Origin of the sequence: Pseudoalteromonas sp. DY56-GL79, assembly GCF_041414765.1 — a bacterium.
In the GTDB taxonomy this organism is placed as follows: domain Bacteria; phylum Pseudomonadota; class Gammaproteobacteria; order Enterobacterales; family Alteromonadaceae; genus Pseudoalteromonas; species Pseudoalteromonas piscicida.
The window spans coordinates 15,485-35,066 of the sequence record NZ_JANHZS010000006.1; the positions used below are offsets into that span (position 1 = coordinate 15,485).

15 protein-coding genes and 1 pseudogene are annotated in these 19,582 nt (G+C 40.7%); 12 read left to right on the forward strand and 4 right to left on the reverse strand.

Annotated features, from left to right (window positions below):
* Positions 1–15: 15 nt before the first annotated feature.
* Positions 16–2,838, reverse strand: a complete 2,823-nt coding sequence (uvrA, locus tag NO992_RS05650; protein WP_017219024.1) for an excinuclease ABC subunit UvrA — start codon at positions 2,836–2,838, stop codon at positions 16–18.
* A 180-nt stretch (positions 2,839–3,018) separates the two neighbouring features.
* Here uvrA and NO992_RS05655 point away from each other — a divergent pair, with 180 nt between their 5' ends.
* From NO992_RS05655 to NO992_RS05695, 9 genes and pseudogenes are all read left to right on the forward strand, one after another.
* Positions 3,019–3,765, forward strand: coding sequence for an ABC transporter substrate-binding protein (locus tag NO992_RS05655; protein WP_010376631.1), 747 nt, complete (start codon positions 3,019–3,021; stop codon positions 3,763–3,765).
* A gap of 139 nt (positions 3,766–3,904) precedes the next feature.
* Positions 3,905–5,272 (forward strand): MFS transporter, encoded by a 1,368-nt coding sequence (locus NO992_RS05660; RefSeq protein ID WP_371375274.1) that lies wholly within the window; start codon positions 3,905–3,907, stop codon positions 5,270–5,272.
* A gap of 17 nt (positions 5,273–5,289) precedes the next feature.
* On the forward strand, positions 5,290–5,943 hold the full coding sequence (gene ssb, locus NO992_RS05665; RefSeq protein ID WP_010376633.1) for a single-stranded DNA-binding protein: 654 nt from the start codon (positions 5,290–5,292) through the stop codon (positions 5,941–5,943).
* A 149-nt stretch (positions 5,944–6,092) separates the two neighbouring features.
* Positions 6,093–7,436, forward strand: a complete 1,344-nt coding sequence (locus NO992_RS05670; protein WP_257174853.1) for a site-specific integrase — start codon at positions 6,093–6,095, stop codon at positions 7,434–7,436.
* Positions 7,426–9,033 carry a site-specific integrase gene (locus tag NO992_RS05675; RefSeq protein ID WP_257174852.1) on the forward strand — a complete coding sequence of 536 codons (1,608 nt, stop codon included), beginning with the start codon at positions 7,426–7,428 and terminating at the stop codon, positions 9,031–9,033. The genes NO992_RS05670 and NO992_RS05675 overlap by 11 nt, the downstream gene beginning before the upstream one ends.
* On the forward strand, positions 9,026–11,269 hold the full coding sequence (locus tag NO992_RS05680; protein WP_371375079.1) for a hypothetical protein: 2,244 nt from the start codon (positions 9,026–9,028) through the stop codon (positions 11,267–11,269). Before NO992_RS05675 ends, NO992_RS05680 begins: the two co-directional genes overlap by 8 nt.
* A 2-nt stretch (positions 11,270–11,271) precedes the next feature.
* Positions 11,272–11,769: a hypothetical protein gene (locus NO992_RS05685; RefSeq protein ID WP_257174850.1), complete on the forward strand. Its 498-nt coding sequence runs from the start codon at positions 11,272–11,274 to the stop codon at positions 11,767–11,769.
* A 334-nt stretch (positions 11,770–12,103) separates the two neighbouring features.
* The gene (locus NO992_RS05690; protein ID WP_257174849.1) at positions 12,104–12,493 is read left to right on the forward strand and encodes a hypothetical protein; all 390 of its coding nucleotides are present in this window, start codon (positions 12,104–12,106) and stop codon (positions 12,491–12,493) included.
* Between the two features lie 94 nt (positions 12,494–12,587).
* A pseudogene (locus tag NO992_RS05695) lies at positions 12,588–13,237 on the forward strand (transposase).
* Positions 13,238–13,296: 59 nt separating this feature from the next.
* Here NO992_RS05695 and NO992_RS05700 read toward each other — a convergent pair.
* The 3 genes from NO992_RS05700 to NO992_RS05710 form a co-directional block, all read right to left on the reverse strand.
* On the reverse strand, positions 13,297–13,734 hold the full coding sequence (locus tag NO992_RS05700; protein ID WP_182760706.1) for a hypothetical protein: 438 nt from the start codon (positions 13,732–13,734) through the stop codon (positions 13,297–13,299).
* 281 nt (positions 13,735–14,015) lie between these two features.
* Positions 14,016–14,579, reverse strand: coding sequence for a hypothetical protein (locus NO992_RS05705; protein ID WP_257174848.1), 564 nt, complete (start codon positions 14,577–14,579; stop codon positions 14,016–14,018).
* Positions 14,580–14,876: 297 nt separating this feature from the next.
* Positions 14,877–16,055 (reverse strand): HEPN/Toprim-associated domain-containing protein, encoded by a 1,179-nt coding sequence (locus tag NO992_RS05710; protein WP_257174847.1) that lies wholly within the window; start codon positions 16,053–16,055, stop codon positions 14,877–14,879.
* 352 nt (positions 16,056–16,407) lie between these two features.
* Between NO992_RS05710 and NO992_RS05715 the strand changes: the two genes are divergently transcribed.
* The 3 genes from NO992_RS05715 to NO992_RS05725 all read left to right on the forward strand — a co-directional run bounded on the left by NO992_RS05715 (position 16,408) and on the right by NO992_RS05725 (position 19,496).
* A complete protein-coding gene (locus NO992_RS05715; protein WP_257174846.1) occupies positions 16,408–16,725 on the forward strand; it encodes a hypothetical protein in 318 nt (105 codons plus the stop codon).
* Positions 16,726–16,884: 159 nt separating this feature from the next.
* Complete coding sequence (locus NO992_RS05720) at positions 16,885–17,325, forward strand: hypothetical protein (RefSeq protein WP_257174845.1); 441 nt, start codon at positions 16,885–16,887, stop codon at positions 17,323–17,325.
* A complete protein-coding gene (locus NO992_RS05725) occupies positions 17,322–19,496 on the forward strand; it encodes an AAA family ATPase (protein ID WP_371375084.1) in 2,175 nt (724 codons plus the stop codon). Before NO992_RS05720 ends, NO992_RS05725 begins: the two co-directional genes overlap by 4 nt.
* Positions 19,497–19,582: the final 86 nt, after the last annotated feature.

The following is a 19,582-nucleotide window of genomic DNA, read 5'->3' on the forward strand; positions in this document are numbered from 1 at the left end:
AGAGACTTTTAGAAATTAAGACAATAAAGGCTTAAGGTACTTACCTGTATGCGAAGCCGCAAAGTTAGCCACCGTTTCAGGTGTACCTGAGACGAGTATTTGACCTCCTCCAGCTCCCCCCTCTGGACCTAAGTCCACGATCCAATCCGCGGTTTTGATAACATCCAGGTTATGCTCGATAACTAATACCGTATTACCATGATCGCGCAGACGATGCAGTACGGCGAGTAGCTGTTGAATATCATGGAAGTGCAGACCTGTGGTCGGCTCATCGAGAATGTAGAGTGTTTTACCGGTATCTCGTTTTGATAGTTCACGAGCGAGCTTAACACGCTGCGCTTCACCACCGGACAAAGTCGTGGCGGCTTGCCCTAAGCGAATGTAGGAAAGGCCAACGTCCATTAAAGTTTGTAGTTTGCGATTGATCGCGGGAATTTTATCAAAAAATTCTCTAGCGTCCTCAACGGTCATTTCCAACACTTCGTGGATATTTTTACCTTTATACAGCACTTCCAGTGTTTCACGGTTGTAGCGCTTACCGGTACAGACATCGCAAGGAACGTAGACATCCGGCAGGAAGTGCATTTCTACCTTGATAACGCCATCGCCTTGACAGGCTTCACAGCGACCGCCTTTAACATTAAAACTAAAGCGGCCAACCTTATAACCGCGTGAACGCGATTCTTGCGTCCCCGCAAATAGTTCACGGATAGCAGTAAAGATCCCTGTATAAGTTGCTGGGTTTGAACGTGGTGTGCGACCGATAGGACTCTGATCAATATCGATAACTTTATCGAAGTGATCTAGCCCATGAACTGATTCATATGGTGCAGCTTCTTGCGTTGTTGCACCGTTTAATTCCTGATGAGCAAGCTTGAATAGGGTGTCATTAATGAGGGTAGATTTACCCGAACCAGATACCCCAGTTACGCAGGTCATGAGCCCAACAGGCACTTTTAAGTCGACACTTTTTAGGTTGTTGCCCGTTGCGCCTTTAAGCTCAAGCCACTTGTCATCACATTGATGACGTTGTGCTGGAACTTCAATGCATTTCTCGCCACTGAGATATTGACCCGTTAATGAGTCTTTACTTTGCATTATCTCATCGCGAGTTCCCTCTGCAACAACATAGCCGCCGTGTACGCCGGCTCCTGGACCGATATCGATGATGTGATCGGCTGCACGAATGGCATCTTCGTCGTGCTCTACTACAATCACGGTGTTGCCAAGATCTCTTAAGTGCGTGAGTGTTTTAAGTAAGCGGTCGTTATCGCGCTGATGTAGACCAATTGAAGGCTCATCTAGTACGTACATTACCCCCACGAGACCAGCGCCAATTTGGCTTGCAAGACGGATCCGCTGAGCTTCACCGCCAGATAAAGTATCAGCACTACGCTCCAAAGAGAGGTAATTTAGGCCTACATTGATCAAGAAAGATAAACGGTCGCGGATCTCTTTGAGTATTTTGTCCGCAATTTGTGCTTTTTGGCCTGTGAGTGCTAAGTCGATAAAAAATTGACTGGCTTCGCCGATACTCATCGTTGTTACAGTTGGCAGATTGGTCGAGCCGATAAACACATGGCGAGCTTCTTCGCGCAGGCGTGAGCCATGGCAACTTGGACACGCTTGGCTGGTTTGGTATTTGGCGAGCTCTTCTCTTACTGAGCTTGACTCCGTTTCCCGATAACGGCGATTCATATTGTTTAACACGCCTTCAAACTCGTGATTGCGGGTGATAAGATCGCCTCTGTCATTACGATACTTAAACGCGATTTTAGTTTTGCCTGAGCCTTCTAGTACCACTTTTTGAAATTTACTCGGCAGATCCTGAAATGGCGTTTCTAAGTCAAATCCATATTGCTCGGCAACTGAGCTTAGCATCTGAAAATAGTAAAAACTGCGTTTATCCCACCCTTTGATTGCACCGCCAGATAAGCTTAGTTCTGGGTTTTGCACTACACGTTTGGGATCAAAATACTGCTTTACCCCCAAGCCATCACAGCTTTGGCAGGCACCTGCTGGGTTATTGAAAGAAAACAATCTTGGTTCAAGTTCGCTCATGGCATAGCCACAAGTTGGACAGGCAAAGTTGGCCGAGAAGATCAGTTCGTCTGCGTCGCTATCATCCATATAGGCGATTTGCGCAATGCCATCAGCCAAATCAAGCGCGGTTTCAAAAGATTCGGCTAACCGCTGCTCAAGCCCTGCTTTGACTTTGAAACGATCCACCACGACTTCTATGGTATGTTTTTTCTGTAACTCTAGCGTTGGTGGATCTGAGAGATCGCACACCTCGCCATCAATACGTGCACGAATAAAACCTTGGCTCGCAAGCTCTTCTAGCAGTTTTACGTGCTCACCTTTACGGTTTTTCACCACCGGTGCAAGTAGCATGAGTTTGCTACCCTCAGGTAGTGCCAATACAGTATCAACCATTTGACTGATAGTTTGTGCGGCTAACGGTAAATCATGGGTAGGGCATCTCGGTTCACCCACTCGGGCAAAGAGTAATCTTAAATAGTCGTATATTTCGGTAATGGTGCCCACGGTTGAACGTGGGTTGTGAGAAGTCGACTTCTGCTCAATGGAAATCGCGGGAGACAAGCCCTCAATGTGATCCACATCTGGTTTTTCCATCAGCGATAAAAATTGCCTCGCGTACGCAGATAAAGACTCAACATAACGACGCTGGCCTTCTGCGTATAAGGTGTCAAATGCTAAAGACGACTTCCCTGAGCCAGAAAGACCCGTGATCACTATCAATTTGTCTCTTGGAATGGTGAGTGAAATGTCTTTTAAATTGTGGGTGCGGGCACCCCTAACTTCTATTTTATCCATACGACCCTTGTGTTTTTTCGTGCGCTGTACTGAGTACGCGATACTAATCCACTAAATTGAAACCTGGATCAGTCAAAGCATGATGTGAAGTGAACAGATTACCGCATCCCGAATACAAAATTAAGTTATCTCTGCTAAACGAACTAAACTTATTAAACCGATCAACTTGGGATATTGATTTTGTATCGACTTTTATTGCTTTTGGCGTTGCTTTGCCAAAATGTCTTCGCTTGTGAGCTGGTGGTGCGGTTTGAGAATTATGCTGCGCAGTCTAAGTTAAATGACGACCTTGTTTGGCACGGTATGGATGTTGATTTTGCTAAAGCCTTGTTAGATGAAGCGGGGTGTAGTTATCGTTTCGTAAGTATTCCTTGGGGTCGGGCGCTGAAGCTTTTAGAGGAAGGTGATATCGATCTTATTTTGAGCGTCACAAAAACACCAGTACGTGAACAGTTTGCGTATTTTATTGGTCCTCAACGCATGGAAACCATTGTTTTTGCAATGAACTCAGGCGAGCCTCACCAGCTTGACTCACTTGAGTCGTTATTCCATCTGTCAAAGCCCATCGCTATTCAGCGTAATGCTTATTACGGTGAGGCGTTTACAGCTCGCCTTGCGCGTCGTACCGACAGTGAAACGCAATTTATTTATGTACCCGACAATCAGGTAAAATTGAATTTGCTCAAAAAAGGCAGGATCGCAGGGTTTTTAGAAGAAAAATTCAATATCCTGTATCAAAGTAAAAATAACCCTGATTTTGAAAAGTTTGCAATTAGCCCGTTGGTTATTAACGAAAACCCAGTATATTTTGCCTTTAGCAAGGCACGCACCTCGAGCGAGCGTTTGCAGCGTTTAAGTCAAGCATTTGAACGGGTTAAACGTAGCGGAAAATTAGATCAGATCACGGCCAAGTACGGCGTCAACTAGCGCTTTTTTCTTTCGAAGTAAATCGCTCAAATTTATGATGGTAACAATCGCATTGCAAAGATCCGTTCGCGCTAGTGTAAGTTAAGAAAAGAGTTTGTTAAACTTGCGCGTGATTTTCGATAGTGATGAATACCGCCTTATGTCTAATGACTCTTTAAATCCAACTGAAAAGCGCGCCGCGATTTCTCTTGCTGGCGTTTTCGCTTTCCGCATGCTTGGTTTGTTCATGCTGATGCCAGTGTTAGCTGTTTACGGCCAGTCTTTACAGGATGTCTCGCCACTGTGGATTGGTTTGGCTATTGGTGCTTATGGTTTGACTCAAGCTGTACTGCAGATACCTATGGGTTGGCTGTCTGACAAGTTCGGCCGTAAGCCAATCATCATTAGTGGGTTGTTGGTATTTGCATTAGGATCTGTTATCGCGGCATTAGCGGATTCAATCTATTGGGTGACATTTGGTAGAGCCCTACAGGGGATGGGCGCGATTGCAAGTGCTTTACTTGCGCTTGCTGCGGATTTGAGCCGCGACGAGCAGCGTCCCAAGGTAATGGCGGTCATTGGCATGTGCATTGGTATGAGCTTTGCTGTAGCCATGTTATTAGGACCAATGATTGCAGCGTCTTTTGGTATCGCAGGGATCTTCTGGCTGACGGCGGTATTGGCAATTGTAGGTATCGCTATCATTACCTTTATGGTGCCAAATGCGGTAAATAAAGCCCCAAAAGGCGACACAATTGCAAGTTTTGCAGATATTCGTCGCTTGGTGCAAAACCCACAGTTACTGAGGCTTGATCTTGGGGTGTTGCTATTGCATTTGACGCTGACTACAATTTTTGTAGCTTTGCCAGGTCAGTTGATCCGTGATGGTCTTGCTGCTGACAGGCACTGGCAACTCTATATTCCGGTATTTTTACTCGCCTTTATTTTGATGGCACCGATGATGATAGTGGCGATCCGCAAACAAAAAGAAAAGCAGACATTCTTGCTGTCTATTGCAATGCTAGTGGTAAGCTCAATTACTTTGTATTGCTTTGTAGATTCGCTCTGGGTGATCGCAGGTGCAATGCTGGTCTATTTTATTGCCTTTAATTTTCTCGAAGCAACTATGCCTGCATTGGTTTCTCGCATAGCTCCAGCAAACCAAAAGGGATCGGCGATGGGAGTGTTTTCATCTGGCCAGTTTCTTGGTGCATTTATAGGCGGTGCTTTGGGTGGTATTTTGGCACAAAATTTTGCGGTCGATACGATATTTGCCGCAACGGCCATTATTGGGGTAATATGGTTTGTTATCGCATGGGGTATGCAAGTACCACCTAAGAGCAAAGCGATCAGCTTAGTTTCTGCTGTAGAAAATGAGCAACAAGCGACGGAATTGGCAGATCAATTGGTTTCATTACCTGGGGTACTTGAGGCCACGGTAGTAAGAGATGAGAATCGTAGCTACCTAAAAGTAGATGATAAAATTTTTGATTTGAAGCAAGCCAAGCAAGTGTTGGGCTTGTCATAGTGTGAGGAGACAATGCCATGGCACGTGGTGTTAATAAAGTAATTTTGGTAGGTAATCTGGGCCAAGATCCTGAAGTTCGCTATATGCCAAACGGTAACGGCGTGGCTAACATCAGCATTGCAACTACGGATAGCTGGAAAGATAAAAACACCGGTCAATTGCAAGAGCGTACAGAATGGCACCGTGTGGTGTTGTTTGGCAAACTTGCGGAAGTTGCGGGTGAGTATTTAAGAAAAGGCTCGCAGGTGTACATTGAAGGTCGTCTACAAACTCGTAAGTGGACAGATCAAAGCGGTCAAGAAAAGTACACAACAGAAATCGTTGTGGACATGGGTGGCCAAATGCAAATGCTAGGTGGTCGTGGCGAGCAGCAGGGTCAAGGTGGTGGCCAGTACCAAGGTGGTCAACAGCAGCAAAATAATTATGGCCAACAAAGCTATAATCAAGCGCCTCAGCAGCAATATTCGCAGCCACAGCAAAGCCAGTCAAACCAACAGCAAGGTGGATTCGCACCACAGCAATCGCAACAGAATTCTCAGCAGTCTTCTGGATTTGGTGGCCAGTCTCAAGGCGGCTTTGCACCACAACAGAACCAAAACAATGGTCAATCAGGCGGTAGCTCAAACCCTATGGAGCCACCAATTGACTTTGATGATGATATTCCGTTCTAGACAAAGACAAAATATCAAATGTTGAAAAATAATCTTAAAAGCCGCTTTTTAGCGGCTTTTTTAGTTTTATTAGAAAATTAATGTTGAAAAGTTTAAAATATTCACTATATTACTTTATAACAAATATAAATGTTTATTAGTGGGTGTTCATGAAAGTTGCTGTAAAGAAATTTAAAAGTGGAGAGCGCTACGCCTTTTTATTAGGAGAAGATGGCGTTCCCGATTTTTGGGTCACTCATTTTGTTACGCAAAAACTGCGAATGACTAAAGCTGCAACATCAATTGAGCAATACCTGAAAGACATTAAACATTTGAAACGCTGGGAGGAGATTAACGGTAGGGATCTGCTTGAGGAAATATATAACGGTAAAGTACCTAACCTTGATGATATTAATAAACTTAAAGAGCACTGCTCATATCAGGCTAAAGTGGTTAAAGATAAACCAGCAAGTAACGTGGTCGATATGGGAAAGTTTTATTTATCAAAATCACAAGACAAACCGACTATTGGTAAATCTCAATATATATCCCGTATAGCTCACATTGCAGAGTTTCTTCACTTTATAGGGCAAGAAAGAGTCAAGTATAAGCCAGCAGCCGCAGAACTTTTTGAGGCGCTGGATAAGATGAAAACTCGACTTAAGAGTGGTAAGCCAAAAGGAAAATCGAAGAAAGTTTCCTTAGATAAGTCTGGTATTCCAGATGATGTATTTGATGACTTTGTTGAGGTAGCTAAGCCTGATTCACATTACAACCCGTTTAAAAACCCAGTTATCAAGTTTAGAAACTATCTCATTGTTCAAGTTTTGTATGAAACAGGATTTAGATGTGCTGAGTTATTAGCGCTTCGAATTAGCGATATTGGAACAGATATTGACAATCCAACATTGTCAGTTGTTAGAAGACATGACAGTAAGGATGATCCTAGGGTAAAAGAGCCAACAGCAAAGACCCTCGGCAGAGCGGTTTCTATTACAAAAGAGCTTAGAGACTTACTAAACACTTATATCAAGATTCATCGTGCTGATACAAAAGTAGCGAAAACACACCCATTTATTTTTGTTTCTCACAAAGATAAGGAGGGACATTACCAGTCTGGACAACCGCTCATTCAACAAACAATTAACGATATATTTAAAAGCATTAAAGGTGTGAACCCTGAGCGTTTCTGGGCTATTACACCTCATTCTTATAGACATTATTTTAATGATCAACTGTCAGATCAGGTTGATGAGGAAAGAAGGGCTGTCAGGCAAGAAGTAAAACGATTGGAACAGGCGGGGCTGCATCAAGCTGCAAAGCAATATGCAGACGAAAATAAGATTACAAAGCAGCGAGAGCTGGAGATAAGAGCCGAATTAAATGGACATTCATCTCTTAAATCAGGTGAGATTTATCTCAAGCGAACTGCAAGAAAACAGGCGCAAAGGATACGCCAAAGAATGCAATCGCGGATGAAGCACAAAACAGACGGGGACTATCATGGTAGCTAAAGCAAAAAAATTACACGGCTCAAAAAGCGCTAGAACAAAGTCGGATAAGCGATACAGTAAAGCTAACTATGAATTTGATGTGTATGACGATCTTTGGCAATTAGATGCAAATAAGTCGTTGAATTTTGAGTTGCTCGCTTCGCTAAATTTAGATCCTAAGTTCGAAAGTAATTTTCGGTTAGCATTAGCTGATTATGCATGTGAATTTTCATCTTCTTATACAGATAATCTGTTTCGATATTGTCGGTGGTTCTTCGCTGTTGGCGTTACGGGCAAAATAAATGAAGAACATGTAATAAATTACAAGGCAACACTAACCAAAAGCACAGAGTATAAGCTGGGTTACATTCGTGCATTCTTATTAGACTGGCACGACAAGGAAATCAAAGGAGTTGATAAAAAAACGGTTGAGTTGCTTAACTCACTTAAACTGTCTGGCAATGAAAAAGGAAAAGCCGTAGCTTTAGGTTGCCCTTTCAGCGGTGCCTATTCATTTGAAGAACAAACAGCATTTATAAACTGGTACGTTGATGCCTTTACTGAAAGGCTGATCTCGTTGATTGATTACGCCTTTATCATGGCACTACAACAAACGGGTGCTCGTCCTGTGCAACTCACGTATCTCTACTATAGAGATTTAATAACAAGGGTTGAAGAAGGTGTTGAACACTTTGATTTACAGCTTCCAAATGCCAAAAAACGTGATGAGCATTTTAGAGGCTCTTTTCAAATCAAGAAGGATTCTGGTGAAGATTTAATGCTAGTGCTAAAAACACAGGCAAATCAATCCATCAATGCTGTTGAAACACAATTCGATATTAAATTGACATCTAGACAAAAGAACCAAATTCCTATTTTCCTCAATACACGAGAAATGTCTAAACTCGCTAGTTTTGATGAATTTGAACAGCTACAACAAAAAACGCCTGACTTATTATGTTTACGAACAAAAATTGGAAATCCATCAGTTGATGAAATAATCAGGCGCTTGTCTCGACTTTGCCCTTTAAAAACAACACGGATTAAGTTAGATGATGGGTTTGGTGACCTGCATATCAATCCAAGGAGATTCCGCTATACCCATGCGACCAATATGGCAATGCTAGGTGCAAGTGACTATGCAATAGCCGAAGAACTAGGCCAGTCAGATACCCAGCAAGTCAAAGTTTATACAGAGTTCAACGAAGAAATGGCTGACAGAATTGATGAAGCGCTTGCAGCGGATCTTACGCCATTGGCGCAAGCATTTTCAGGAACTTTGATAGATGGTGAAAAAGACGCAATTCGAGCTAATGATCCTCGCAGTCGAATCAACAACAACGATGGCAATCCTGTCGGAAGCTGTGGAAAGTTTGGCTTTTGTGCTAATGGCACAATTCATTGTTACACCTGCAATAAATTCCAACCTTGGTTAAATGCACCTCATACAGAAGTTCTGAAAAGTGTCATTACTGAGCGTGATCGTAAGCGTAAGATGGGTGCAAGTGAGTTTGTATTGCAAGGTCATAATCGCAGTATTGATGCAATCAAAGTCGTTATTCAAAAGTGTCATGTTAGAAAGCAAGAGCTGGAAAAAGAAGGAGCGTTAAATGTCTGATGTATTGGTATTTACACCGAAGCATAAACTTGATTTCCAGAAAAACTACGCGGAGTTCATAGCATTTGCAAAAAACGATTTAACGCTTTTTGAGGATGTTGACTTTGAAAGCCCTAGCGGAATTCAAAAGGGATGGGAATGTGATAAGTGGTCTTGGAATACAGCAAGAGGAAAGAAATTAACCATCGTATTTGGTAACAGCGAAAATCATTCGAAATATACACCATTTAAGCAGCCATTTGCTGACTTTGCCAAAGCCTATGTACGATACCAACAGTCGCTCAATCACAAAGACTCAGTTATGTGGGCCTCTTCATTGGTATGGCTTCACAATGCATTAGAAGAAAATGCGACTCAAAATGGTAGAGTAGCCATTGATATTATGTACCTCAATAACACGGTAATTAATCGTGTGGAAGAGCAGATTAAGAACAGCGGATTGAGTGCTGGAGGCAAGCGCAATATTGGCCTGTCATTTGAAAAAATATTGAAGTTTATTAAGGACAAGCGATTCAAACTAGATTTACAAGAGTGGTCAAATCCTTTCCCTCGTCCATCCGATTCCAGAATTAAACTTGATGAAGACAGTCGTAAAGAAGAAGTGGAGAAATGTCCTTCTGACTATCAAATGCTTCAAGTGGCGGATGCCTTTCATAAAGCTAAAACACCTCGTCAAAAATACTTCACCAGTCTATGTGTAATGTTGATGTGTCAGCCAAGCAGAAATACAGAACTTAATGGTTTAACAATAAACTCACTACAAAGAAGTGAAAAGGGACGTTTATATCTAATGTGGCACCCCGCAAAAGGAGGAGACCCAGTTAAAAAGTGGGTGCCTAAACTACTAGAGGATGTCGTACAGCAGGCATTTGACAGACTCATTGATATTTCTGCTCCCGCTAGAGCTGCGGCGAAATTTGCTTTTGAAAATCCCAACATTTTTATGACGCATGAAGAGTGCATTACACTTACTGATTTCCCGCATGACAAACCGTTAACATATAATCAATTTGCAAAAGCAATGTGCTTAAAGACTGGTCTGGATTCAAACGGAACACAGATGAGTTGGACGCATAATGGTTCACTAAAATGGTTACGTAAATTAATAAGCCAAATCAATCATGTGGCAGATTGGAAGAAGGATTTATTGAATGGGTGTAAAGTTTCGCAGGATAACGAAATACTGACTAAACACACTCATAACCCTACTGGGATTAGTATAAAATTCCCTAGTTATAGAGATCTTCGCTCTGTTGTTGACCAAAAATATAAAACAAAAGACTTTCCCAATTATGGTGATGTGAAGCTTTGGGATTGCATTACCTTAGTTCGCGAGAATGAGTTTCACAAAGAGTTTGATGTTAAGCCGTTTTCTTGGGTAATGGTCGGTCATGGAGCTGTGAGTGATGCTATGGGGTCAGATCGCCCTTCAGGAGAAGAAACAATCGAGTCAATCTTTGATGAATTGGCAATCACAGACGAAGATGGCACGCGGTTACAATTGAATACACACCAACCTCGGCATTGGTTGAATACTAAGTTGAAACTGGCTGGTGAAGAAGATTGGCTGATTGCCAAGTGGTCAGGTCGAGCGGATATAGAACAAAATAAAGCTTACGATGGTAGAACTCAAGAGCAAAAGTCACGGTTAACCAAGCGTATAGGCCATGTTGCAAATGGTGAAGGTGTTATGACGGTTGCTCAAGCTAATCAGTTTTTATCGCCATACACATCAGAGTCGCCACCTCCTGCAATCGTGTTGCATGATTTAGGCTTACCAGTCTCTCTCAAGTCACTTGGGATTAATCGCTCAGGTGTCGCTCAGTTCACAGGGTTAGGTTATTGTGTCCACAATTATGCAGAAAGTCCGTGTGTTAAAAATGGCGATTGTGCGGTCTGTAGCGACCATGAATGCCTTAAGGGGCTGCCAAACACTCTAGAAGAGCTTAAAAACCTTGAAAAGCTTAATAAGGAGCAATTAGAGGATGCAATCGTTAAAGCAGGAGACAAAGTTTTCGGTGCTGATCGTTGGGTAACTGCCTCAGGCTTTAGGTTATCAAAGATTAAAACCATTATTGCTATGATGGAAGATCCAAACAGACCTGATGGCACACCTATCAGAATTCCTGACGAATTAGACCCTTCCCCTGTTAAACGGTCACTTAATATTGATGAGCAAAATGTTATACCAATCTTCGACCTTACTGCCTTGGCATTATCTGGTATGGAGGAGTGATAATGGCTTTTGTAACAGATAATAAAGAAACGATTCTAGCGATCATTGATGGTTGGAGCGGTAAGCTTACATATGATCTTCTTTCTGAAAGGCTTCAATCAGAATTGGGCTTAAAACGTCCCCCATCAAGGCACACTTACACAAAGCATGATGAAATCAAACATGCATTTGGCTTAAAGAAAGAAGAGCTTAGAAACAAGAAATCAATTGCTATTGAAGAGGCTAAATCGATATTCGATAGCTCTGATAAATTAAGCCAGCTTTTGGAAAATTTGGACAATGATGATGCAACCATTGCTGAACTTATAAAGCGAGTTGAAAAGCTTGAAAACGAGAACGAAAGGCTTTCTTCAGAGAACAATAGGTTAAGTACCCATAATGACATGTTGCTTGAAAGGTTTGCTAGGTGGCAGCATAATCTTCAGAAGATGGATGGTGTTGATTTGAATAAGCTTGCTGCAACTATTGATAGTGGGTTACCAGCAAAGAATCGAAGTTAATTTTAGCTACATTAACTTACTCCGTTTGTAACAGTACATCAGTTCAGATTAGATAGCGTTCTAATTCAATCAAACTAGCATTGTATTCTTTTAAGAAATAGCTTTTGACTGTTTAAATGAGTTCGCAATCGAATTTCCATCACGAGCTGAAGATGTTGATGAAAATTTAAATGTGTTTGAATTTAAAAACTCAGGATTAGATCCACGTATTTGATATGTTTTTAAAAAGTTATTGGATACCATGATGTTTTACTAATGTTGGAAATGAATTGAAATGTTCCAATGTTATTAATTAATAGAGTAAATAATATTACTAACAATTAAGGAGTGTGATGTGGATAGTCAAGGTAGAACTGGCGTAGACAATATTATGGATATGTCAGATGAAGAGTTAAAAGCCTTTGTAAAGGGACGTCTGAATCAATTTGATGGTGTAAAAAGTACTAAGCTTCGATTTGATATGAGTGGTTATGAGAGCAACAAAGGTGCATGTACGGTGCATAATATAAATGTATTAAACCTTTTTGCTGATTTAGGGGTTTATGACTACACAGAATACTTATTCTTGGATTTTTATAAGGGTTGCGGAACAATATATTTTAAATACTGGGGTGATAATAAAAACCATGAGGTGGAAGTTAGCGGTTACACAACTTCTGGTATTATTTTAAAAATAGTTCAGTTGACAGTGTTATCAGGCAGAAATACGAGACGCCGTAGTTAGACCAATAAGTGGGGACGTTGGAGCTTTAATGCTTTTCGGGTAGTGTTTAGAAATCTGTGTCATTTCAATATTATTAAGAAAACAGGAGTGACACATAACTCAATCTTTCGACTTCAACAAAGCATTAACTGAACTTCAAGCTGGTAAAGGTCTTACTGGCGAACAAACAACTCACTGAAGCGGCTCTTAAAGCCGAATTGAGCAGCACCTAGCATCTGAGACTCAAGTTAACCGTAAAAATGGTTCAACCAAAAAAACAGTTAAGTCATCTATAGGTCAATTCGAACTTGAAACGCCCAGAGACCGCTCAGGCACGTTTGAACCTCAACTAGTTAAAAAGAACCAAACCAAATTAACGCCCGAAATTGATGAAAAAATCCTACCTATGTTTGCTTTAGGTATGAGCTATCGAGATATTCGAGGCCACCATCACTGCCGTGACAGACCAGCTGATTCGAGTCTTGGCGTCGTAAGTGGGGCAATCTGTCGGTTTACTTCAAGTATCCAGATTATGTGCGTAAAGCTATTTATACCACGAATGCGATTGAAGCTGTACATCGTCAGTTTAGGCGACTCACCAAGATTAAGGGAGCATTCCCTAATGAAAACAGCTTGATGAAATTATTGTATGCAGGTATATTGAATGCTTAGAAATGGACAATGCCAATCCATAATTGGAATCTGACATTGTCGCAATTGGCCATCCACTTCGAAGGTAGGTTAGATGGTGTGCTAGATATTTAGCAATTTAGGCTGACACAGAATTCTGAACGTCCTCCATGAAACTAATCGTTAGTACTGCATCATACTTCATCTTCAAATAACAAGTATCCCAAAAACTTCGCTGATTCTTCATGAATAGTATGGGTTATATCTGACGCCTCTTTCTCTATTTTTAACAAACGTTCGTCAAGAGAAGCGGCTTGAAGCCCTTGGTAACCATTGTGCGGGTCCATACACGATGCAATTGCTTTATGACTTAGAAAGTTTCGTTCGTCTTTAAACTTGTTGAGACGTTTAATAAGTGTTCCATTGTCGGAAAACTTCTTAAATTCAGTAATCAGTCTCTCTAGAGAATGGTTTTGAAAATCGTCGCCTGACATTCCACAAAACATTCGATTGCCCAAACGCTTATTTATGAGAGCGACAGCATTAGACAAGTAGAGCTTCAACTCCATTTCTATCATCTGACATCCTGACAATGCTCTCGAAACCTTGAGAAAAAACTCATCTTTCTCCATATACCCTCTGCATAGCGAACATTTTATTACTTATACGATACACAGTTATTGCATAATCGCTCTGTTACTACCCTCTGAATATCCATATTGAATTTAGAAAGTATTCACCTATATACGTAAGTGTTCGAATAATAAACATCAGTTGATTTCCTGACTATTAAAGAAGCTTATTCAATCGGAAATACTGAAAGCAAATTTTAAAAAAAGGTAAAGCACCGTAACCCACTGGTTTCAGAATACTGTTTACTGCAACTTTTGACATTGGCGGCTTTGCTAAGTAACTACCTGACATACGGTTCAAACCTTTGTTGCATTTCTTGGAGGTTATCCCTTATTTCTGCCTTTTTGGCTTCGATAGCAGAATTAATCACACTCCAGCTACCAACAAAGATAATACCTATAAGAATACCTGCTATCAAACGATTAGTTAGCCCGTAGTGCTTACGTTTGTACAGGTAAACTGGGTAACCAATAATCCAGAGCAAAGAGATAATGAAAAACCACGAAGTAGCACTATAAGTGCCTTTCTTTCGATCCGTTTTCATTCCGACTTTACTTGCTTCCATTGCGGCAACAATTGCTGTGCCTAGTACAGTTGTCAACATTAGAAGCACCATTGTTTCGCTGGGTGACTGGAATAAATTCATGCCAGACACCCAAAACCAAATTAGCATTGTTGTCACTACAGGGATTGCTAGCAGAAAGATACCGTAATCAACAGCTGGTTTTGTGGATGCTTTATCTGTTGCATCTTGTTCAAGATCAGAGCGGCAATGTTTGCATATCCTTGCAACAGCTAATATTTTTTCGCCACAGAATGGACAATTCTTGACTTCATCGGTCATTACTTATTCCTTTATTTTGTTGCCTAACGTCCTAACTAAAACTACCAATCAACTTTAATTGATCTTTGAAAGTTGTTCCACTAAATTCAATTTTAAGTTGAGGGGGATAGCCTATTACTTACAAATACTTGATACATTATTCAAACAATAGCCTCGAAGGAAACCGAGTTTAGCCTTCAAACATCATAATCTATCACTGTCCGCTTGTCGCTCATAGCTGTCTGTCAGATGAAGTCTAAACCTATTCATCGAAACTGTAAGATCAGATATGAGCTACTACATCTAATTCAACTACACTTACACCAATATTCCATCAACGATTTGAGAATCCACAGACGTTATGATATCCAGCACTAATGTGGATACAGCTTTCACATCTGCCAAAGTTACTTCGTTGGACTTCCCATCTTTAGTTCTCCCTGCGCGATGAACGATATCGTGCCGAGTAATTTCTGCTACAGCAAGGCGATCGCTTAAATCATCTGAAATTTTAACCAATAAAACAGAGGGAAAGAATGCTTTAATAGTCTTCACATTATGGAAAGACAAATTGTCTAGGCACTCTATAATCTGATTATCAAGTTGCTCCATCCAAAAGAAGACCTCTGTTACTTTTAAGTTTTTCTGGTTTTTCGAAAATGCGTCGAAGTTTTCAACAAATCTTCTCTTAATGGAATCTTTATTAAGCACCTGTCGTTTTGCTATGTCCGCTAAATAAGCTTCAAGTATTGTAACCAGCCCGCTATAAGAGAGACGTTGTAACACATTATTATCTTTAAACGATTCACTAAGCTTAGTTATATCCTGAATTTCAATCTTTGCTCTTTCGGAAAACTTGGTTTGCCCTGCTTGATACTCTGCAAGATCTTCAAAATCGTCAACCCAACCACTGTCAATTAATGGTGATATATCCAGCTCACAAACTGAATTTGGGGTAACAAATTGAAGAATTGCCCATGCATAACTGTATGATGAGAGACAAGGAAAGTGATAGCCTCCGGCAGTGTAATTAGGGTATTCATCGTATTCAGAACACATGAACTTTAGAAGGTTTTGCTCTGCTTTAGTTAACGATGAAAGTAATTTACTAGGTTCATCACAGCTTCCTGTAATCTCATGTTTTTGCATTGATGCTGCTATGGGGATAAGCTTCAACCAGCTATTCAAAGAGCAACTCTTAAGTCCGTCAATGTAGCATGAATATTCTTCACGGTGTTTAGTGGCAAGTGTCTCGGTTAATAGATCTTCCATATCTTTTATCCATAAACCTTTGAACTCGTTAACCTCTAGTTCAACTGATGCCCTATTAACTCCTTGAAGTTCTAATCTGCGTTTGAGCGTTTCGGTGTCTATACGGTAACCAATAAAGTCTCCTTCTCTGACGCGATCAGCATCATTGAAGAGCCACTTATGATACGTATTTTGCCATTCCTCGATGGAATATTTCCCAAAATCAATTCCAGCCCAAGTAGACATCGCGATCGACTCCTTTTAACAACGATTGTTTTTGATTAATAACTCAGTAATCAGAGATGAACTAATTAAGCTAAACCGAGTAGTATGGTTTAAGACTCATGCCTCTAATTAAAGCTATTATGAATCAATAAATAAACAAGTAAATCCCTTAGCTTTGTAGGCTAATGCAAATTCTTATCACTATGTATACAGCATATGAAAAATAAACTACTCACTGTGATTGCAAAATCTACTTTATTCCCTTTATTTACTGCACCATAGAAAAAAGTCAGGATTAGATCCACGCTTTGGTTATGCTTTTAATTCCGATTTTTTTATCATATATCCTCACGCTAACTTCGAGGAGAGGCTTTTGAACACCACTGTAAAAAATTGGTATATTGTTGGTGTCATGGATGGGAGACAATTAATAGGAGAAGTGTTATATGCTACAGTACAACACGATCAAACTTTTCGCTTTTTCGAAGGGGACTACGTGACAACATCGCGGATCGTATCGATGGATATAGGGGCGCAGCAGGTTATTACATCCAGTCACTCACAGTATCAGCTCATTGGAAAAGGAAAAATGGCAATCATCGATTTAGATGATTTTGAATTACTTCGGCACGGCTTTTCGCCAGAGCAAATTCGGACGTTAAACAGCTCATCGCCTCTTTTAGCCCATTAACTTTTGGTATTCTCAATAAAAAGCATATTGATATTAGAGCTGAGAAAGGCGCACCGTCAGAAAATAAACTTAACGCTATTCAAAAGATAATTATTTTTTGGTTCTCAAAGGAGTATGGTGTTAGGACTACGATAAGACACATCGTGGGTGGAGGTTAAGATGAGTAAAGAAAGAGGCAAGCGTAACAGAGATTTATTTCTCGGTTGGGTTGCAGAAATGAAATCGAAAGAGTCGCCTAATTGGTTGGATTATTGGCATGGTGATACGTTAAGTCCCAAAAAAATTGCTGATGAGCTTGGTTTTGATTCCTCTGCATTTAAGGAAAAAAGAAATAAAAAGCTCTTTGATTTGTTGCAAGAACTTAAACAAGAACTTGCTACCTCAGGGGTTTACCAGCAACGTAAGAAAAACCTGCCTCTCGATAAAGAGATCATTGATGTATCAAAAGAAACTGACGAAGACATCAAAGATAGCGCTAGAGTCAGAGACCTAAAAAGAACAAACCGAAGACTACAAAACGAAAATGCTAAGTTAGCTGCCGAAGTTGCCAAGCTATCTGAATTTAAAGATGTACTGATTGAAATGGGCTTGTGGAAATGAAGAGTAGTGCTTATCTGGTAAGGATCACCAGAATATACCAGTACCACCCGGATAATGTCCGGCTGGGAGCTATTTTTGTTAACCACAAAGCAGGTGCGCATCGTATTGAGATTCTGACTACTCAAGACAAGTTAAATATTGATCCGAAAGTCGGGCAGCAATGGAAAATCCTTAAAGAGCAAAACTTCAGTATCAGACAGCAACAAGTCAGCACAGGTAGGTATGTTGATGTATGGCGCTTTATGGAGCCGACACTGAAATGTATTATGCCAGATAATGGTGCTGGCTTTGTAACCTTTTTAAGCACAGAGAAAGTATTTGAAGGCATAGGTAAAGTAAGTGCTCAATTACTCTGGATTGAATTTAGAAGCGATATATTCAACATCCTAGAATGTGATAAATATGCCCCATACGAAAAAGACCAATCAAAAACAAACTTTCAAGCTGTCAGGGAAGTGCTGCTTAAAGACAAAGCGGTACATGGGCTTTGGAATGGCTATAAAGAGTATTCAAATCTAAAACATTCAGCGCAGTTGGTTGAATGGGAAATAGAAGCCCCTATTCAGCGACAATTGTTCAGATTTGCCGATCAGGATGCTATCAATTTTCTTACCCAGAACCCGTATCGGTTGTTTTCGCTGGGAATGCGGTTTCCGAAGGTAGATGCTATTGCTCAAAAGCACTTTGGTATAAAACAGGACGAAAAAATTAGACTAGTCGCAATCGTTGAGCAAGCATTGAGGTCATGGAGTGATGAAGGTAATACGGTTGCAGATTGGCAAGACATCGAATCATGTGTCTCGGACTCGTTAAATAAAGACGAGCACCTAGTTTCTAAGGCAAAAGAACTCAATGGCGATATCATAGGGTTTGTTAAGAAAAACAACCAATACTTTGTTTCTGGCAATTATATATTTGAGAAAACAATAGCCAAACGTTTTGGTAACCTCAGAAAATTAGACAATCGTTGGTCGAGCGAGTTAGAAGAGGCTTTTATAACCTCATTTCCTGCCGATTGGCCCATTGAAAAAGCACAAGAACGTGCCGTAAGGACAGCATTAGTCAGCCATGTCTTCGCCCTTACAGGCGGAGCTGGAACAGGCAAAACAACGACTACTAAGCTGATTGTAAATGCTTATCAAAAATTAGGTTATACGATATACCCCGTTGCACTTTCGGGAAAGGCAGCCCGTAGGCTTCAACAATCAATCGGTAGTGAAGCGAAAACGATTGCAAAACTGTTGCGAGAAACTGATCTTGATGAAGATAAGGCTGTATTACTTGTGGATGAAGCCTCCATGTTGGATGCATATACCATGTGGCGTTTAGTTACTTTGTTTTCTGATAAAGTTCGAATCTTGTTAGTTGGTGATCCTTATCAGCTTCCACCGATTAATGCGGGGTTGATTTTAAATGATGTCATTAAAAGCGGTGCAATAAACCATGTGGAACTTGATGTCGTGAAACGACAGGGAGCAGATAGTAGTGTACCTGCATATTCCAATGCAATACGGCACGGCATAATGCCAGAGTCATTAACTACTGCTGATATTACGCTTCAAGAATCTACAGGGGACATTCTGCAAGACGCAGTAACTGCATATTCTGAGTATGACAACGCTATGATAGTCGCTCCTACCAATGATACAGTAAGAAAAGCAAACATTATGCTGCAAGGCGTTGTGAACCCTAATGGCAAGATTCTTGACCTTACGGATATGCCTATTACTAAAGGAAGCTATGATTTCAGGGAAGGTGACCCTGTTGTCATTACCCTGACCAGTTACAAACACGATGTTCAGAATGGTACATTGGGTGTCATTAAGAGTGCTGAACCTACAGATGAATATGCTTGTGTTATTGAACTTGAAGACCTTGATGAAAAAGGTAATAAACGTTTGTTAGAAGTGGATTGGCAATTATTTGAATATATCGATCTTGCTTACTGCTTAACTTTGCATAAATTGCAGGGGTCACAAGCACCGAATGTAATTGTTTTACTTGAACGAGGAAGGTTGCTTGATCGTAGTTGGTTGTATACGGCTGTGACAAGAGCAGAAGATAAAGTACATATTATTGGCAAGGAAACGGATTTTCGTTATGGTGTTAACAAACAAGGCGCAGTTGATACTCGTAAAACCGCCTTGGCAGAAATGTTGAAAAATGTTTAAATTTAACCGTAATTGGTAGAAAATAGCGCAATTAATCTACATTATTGTATTTTTATGTTTAAAAAAGTATTAGGGTCATTTGGTAA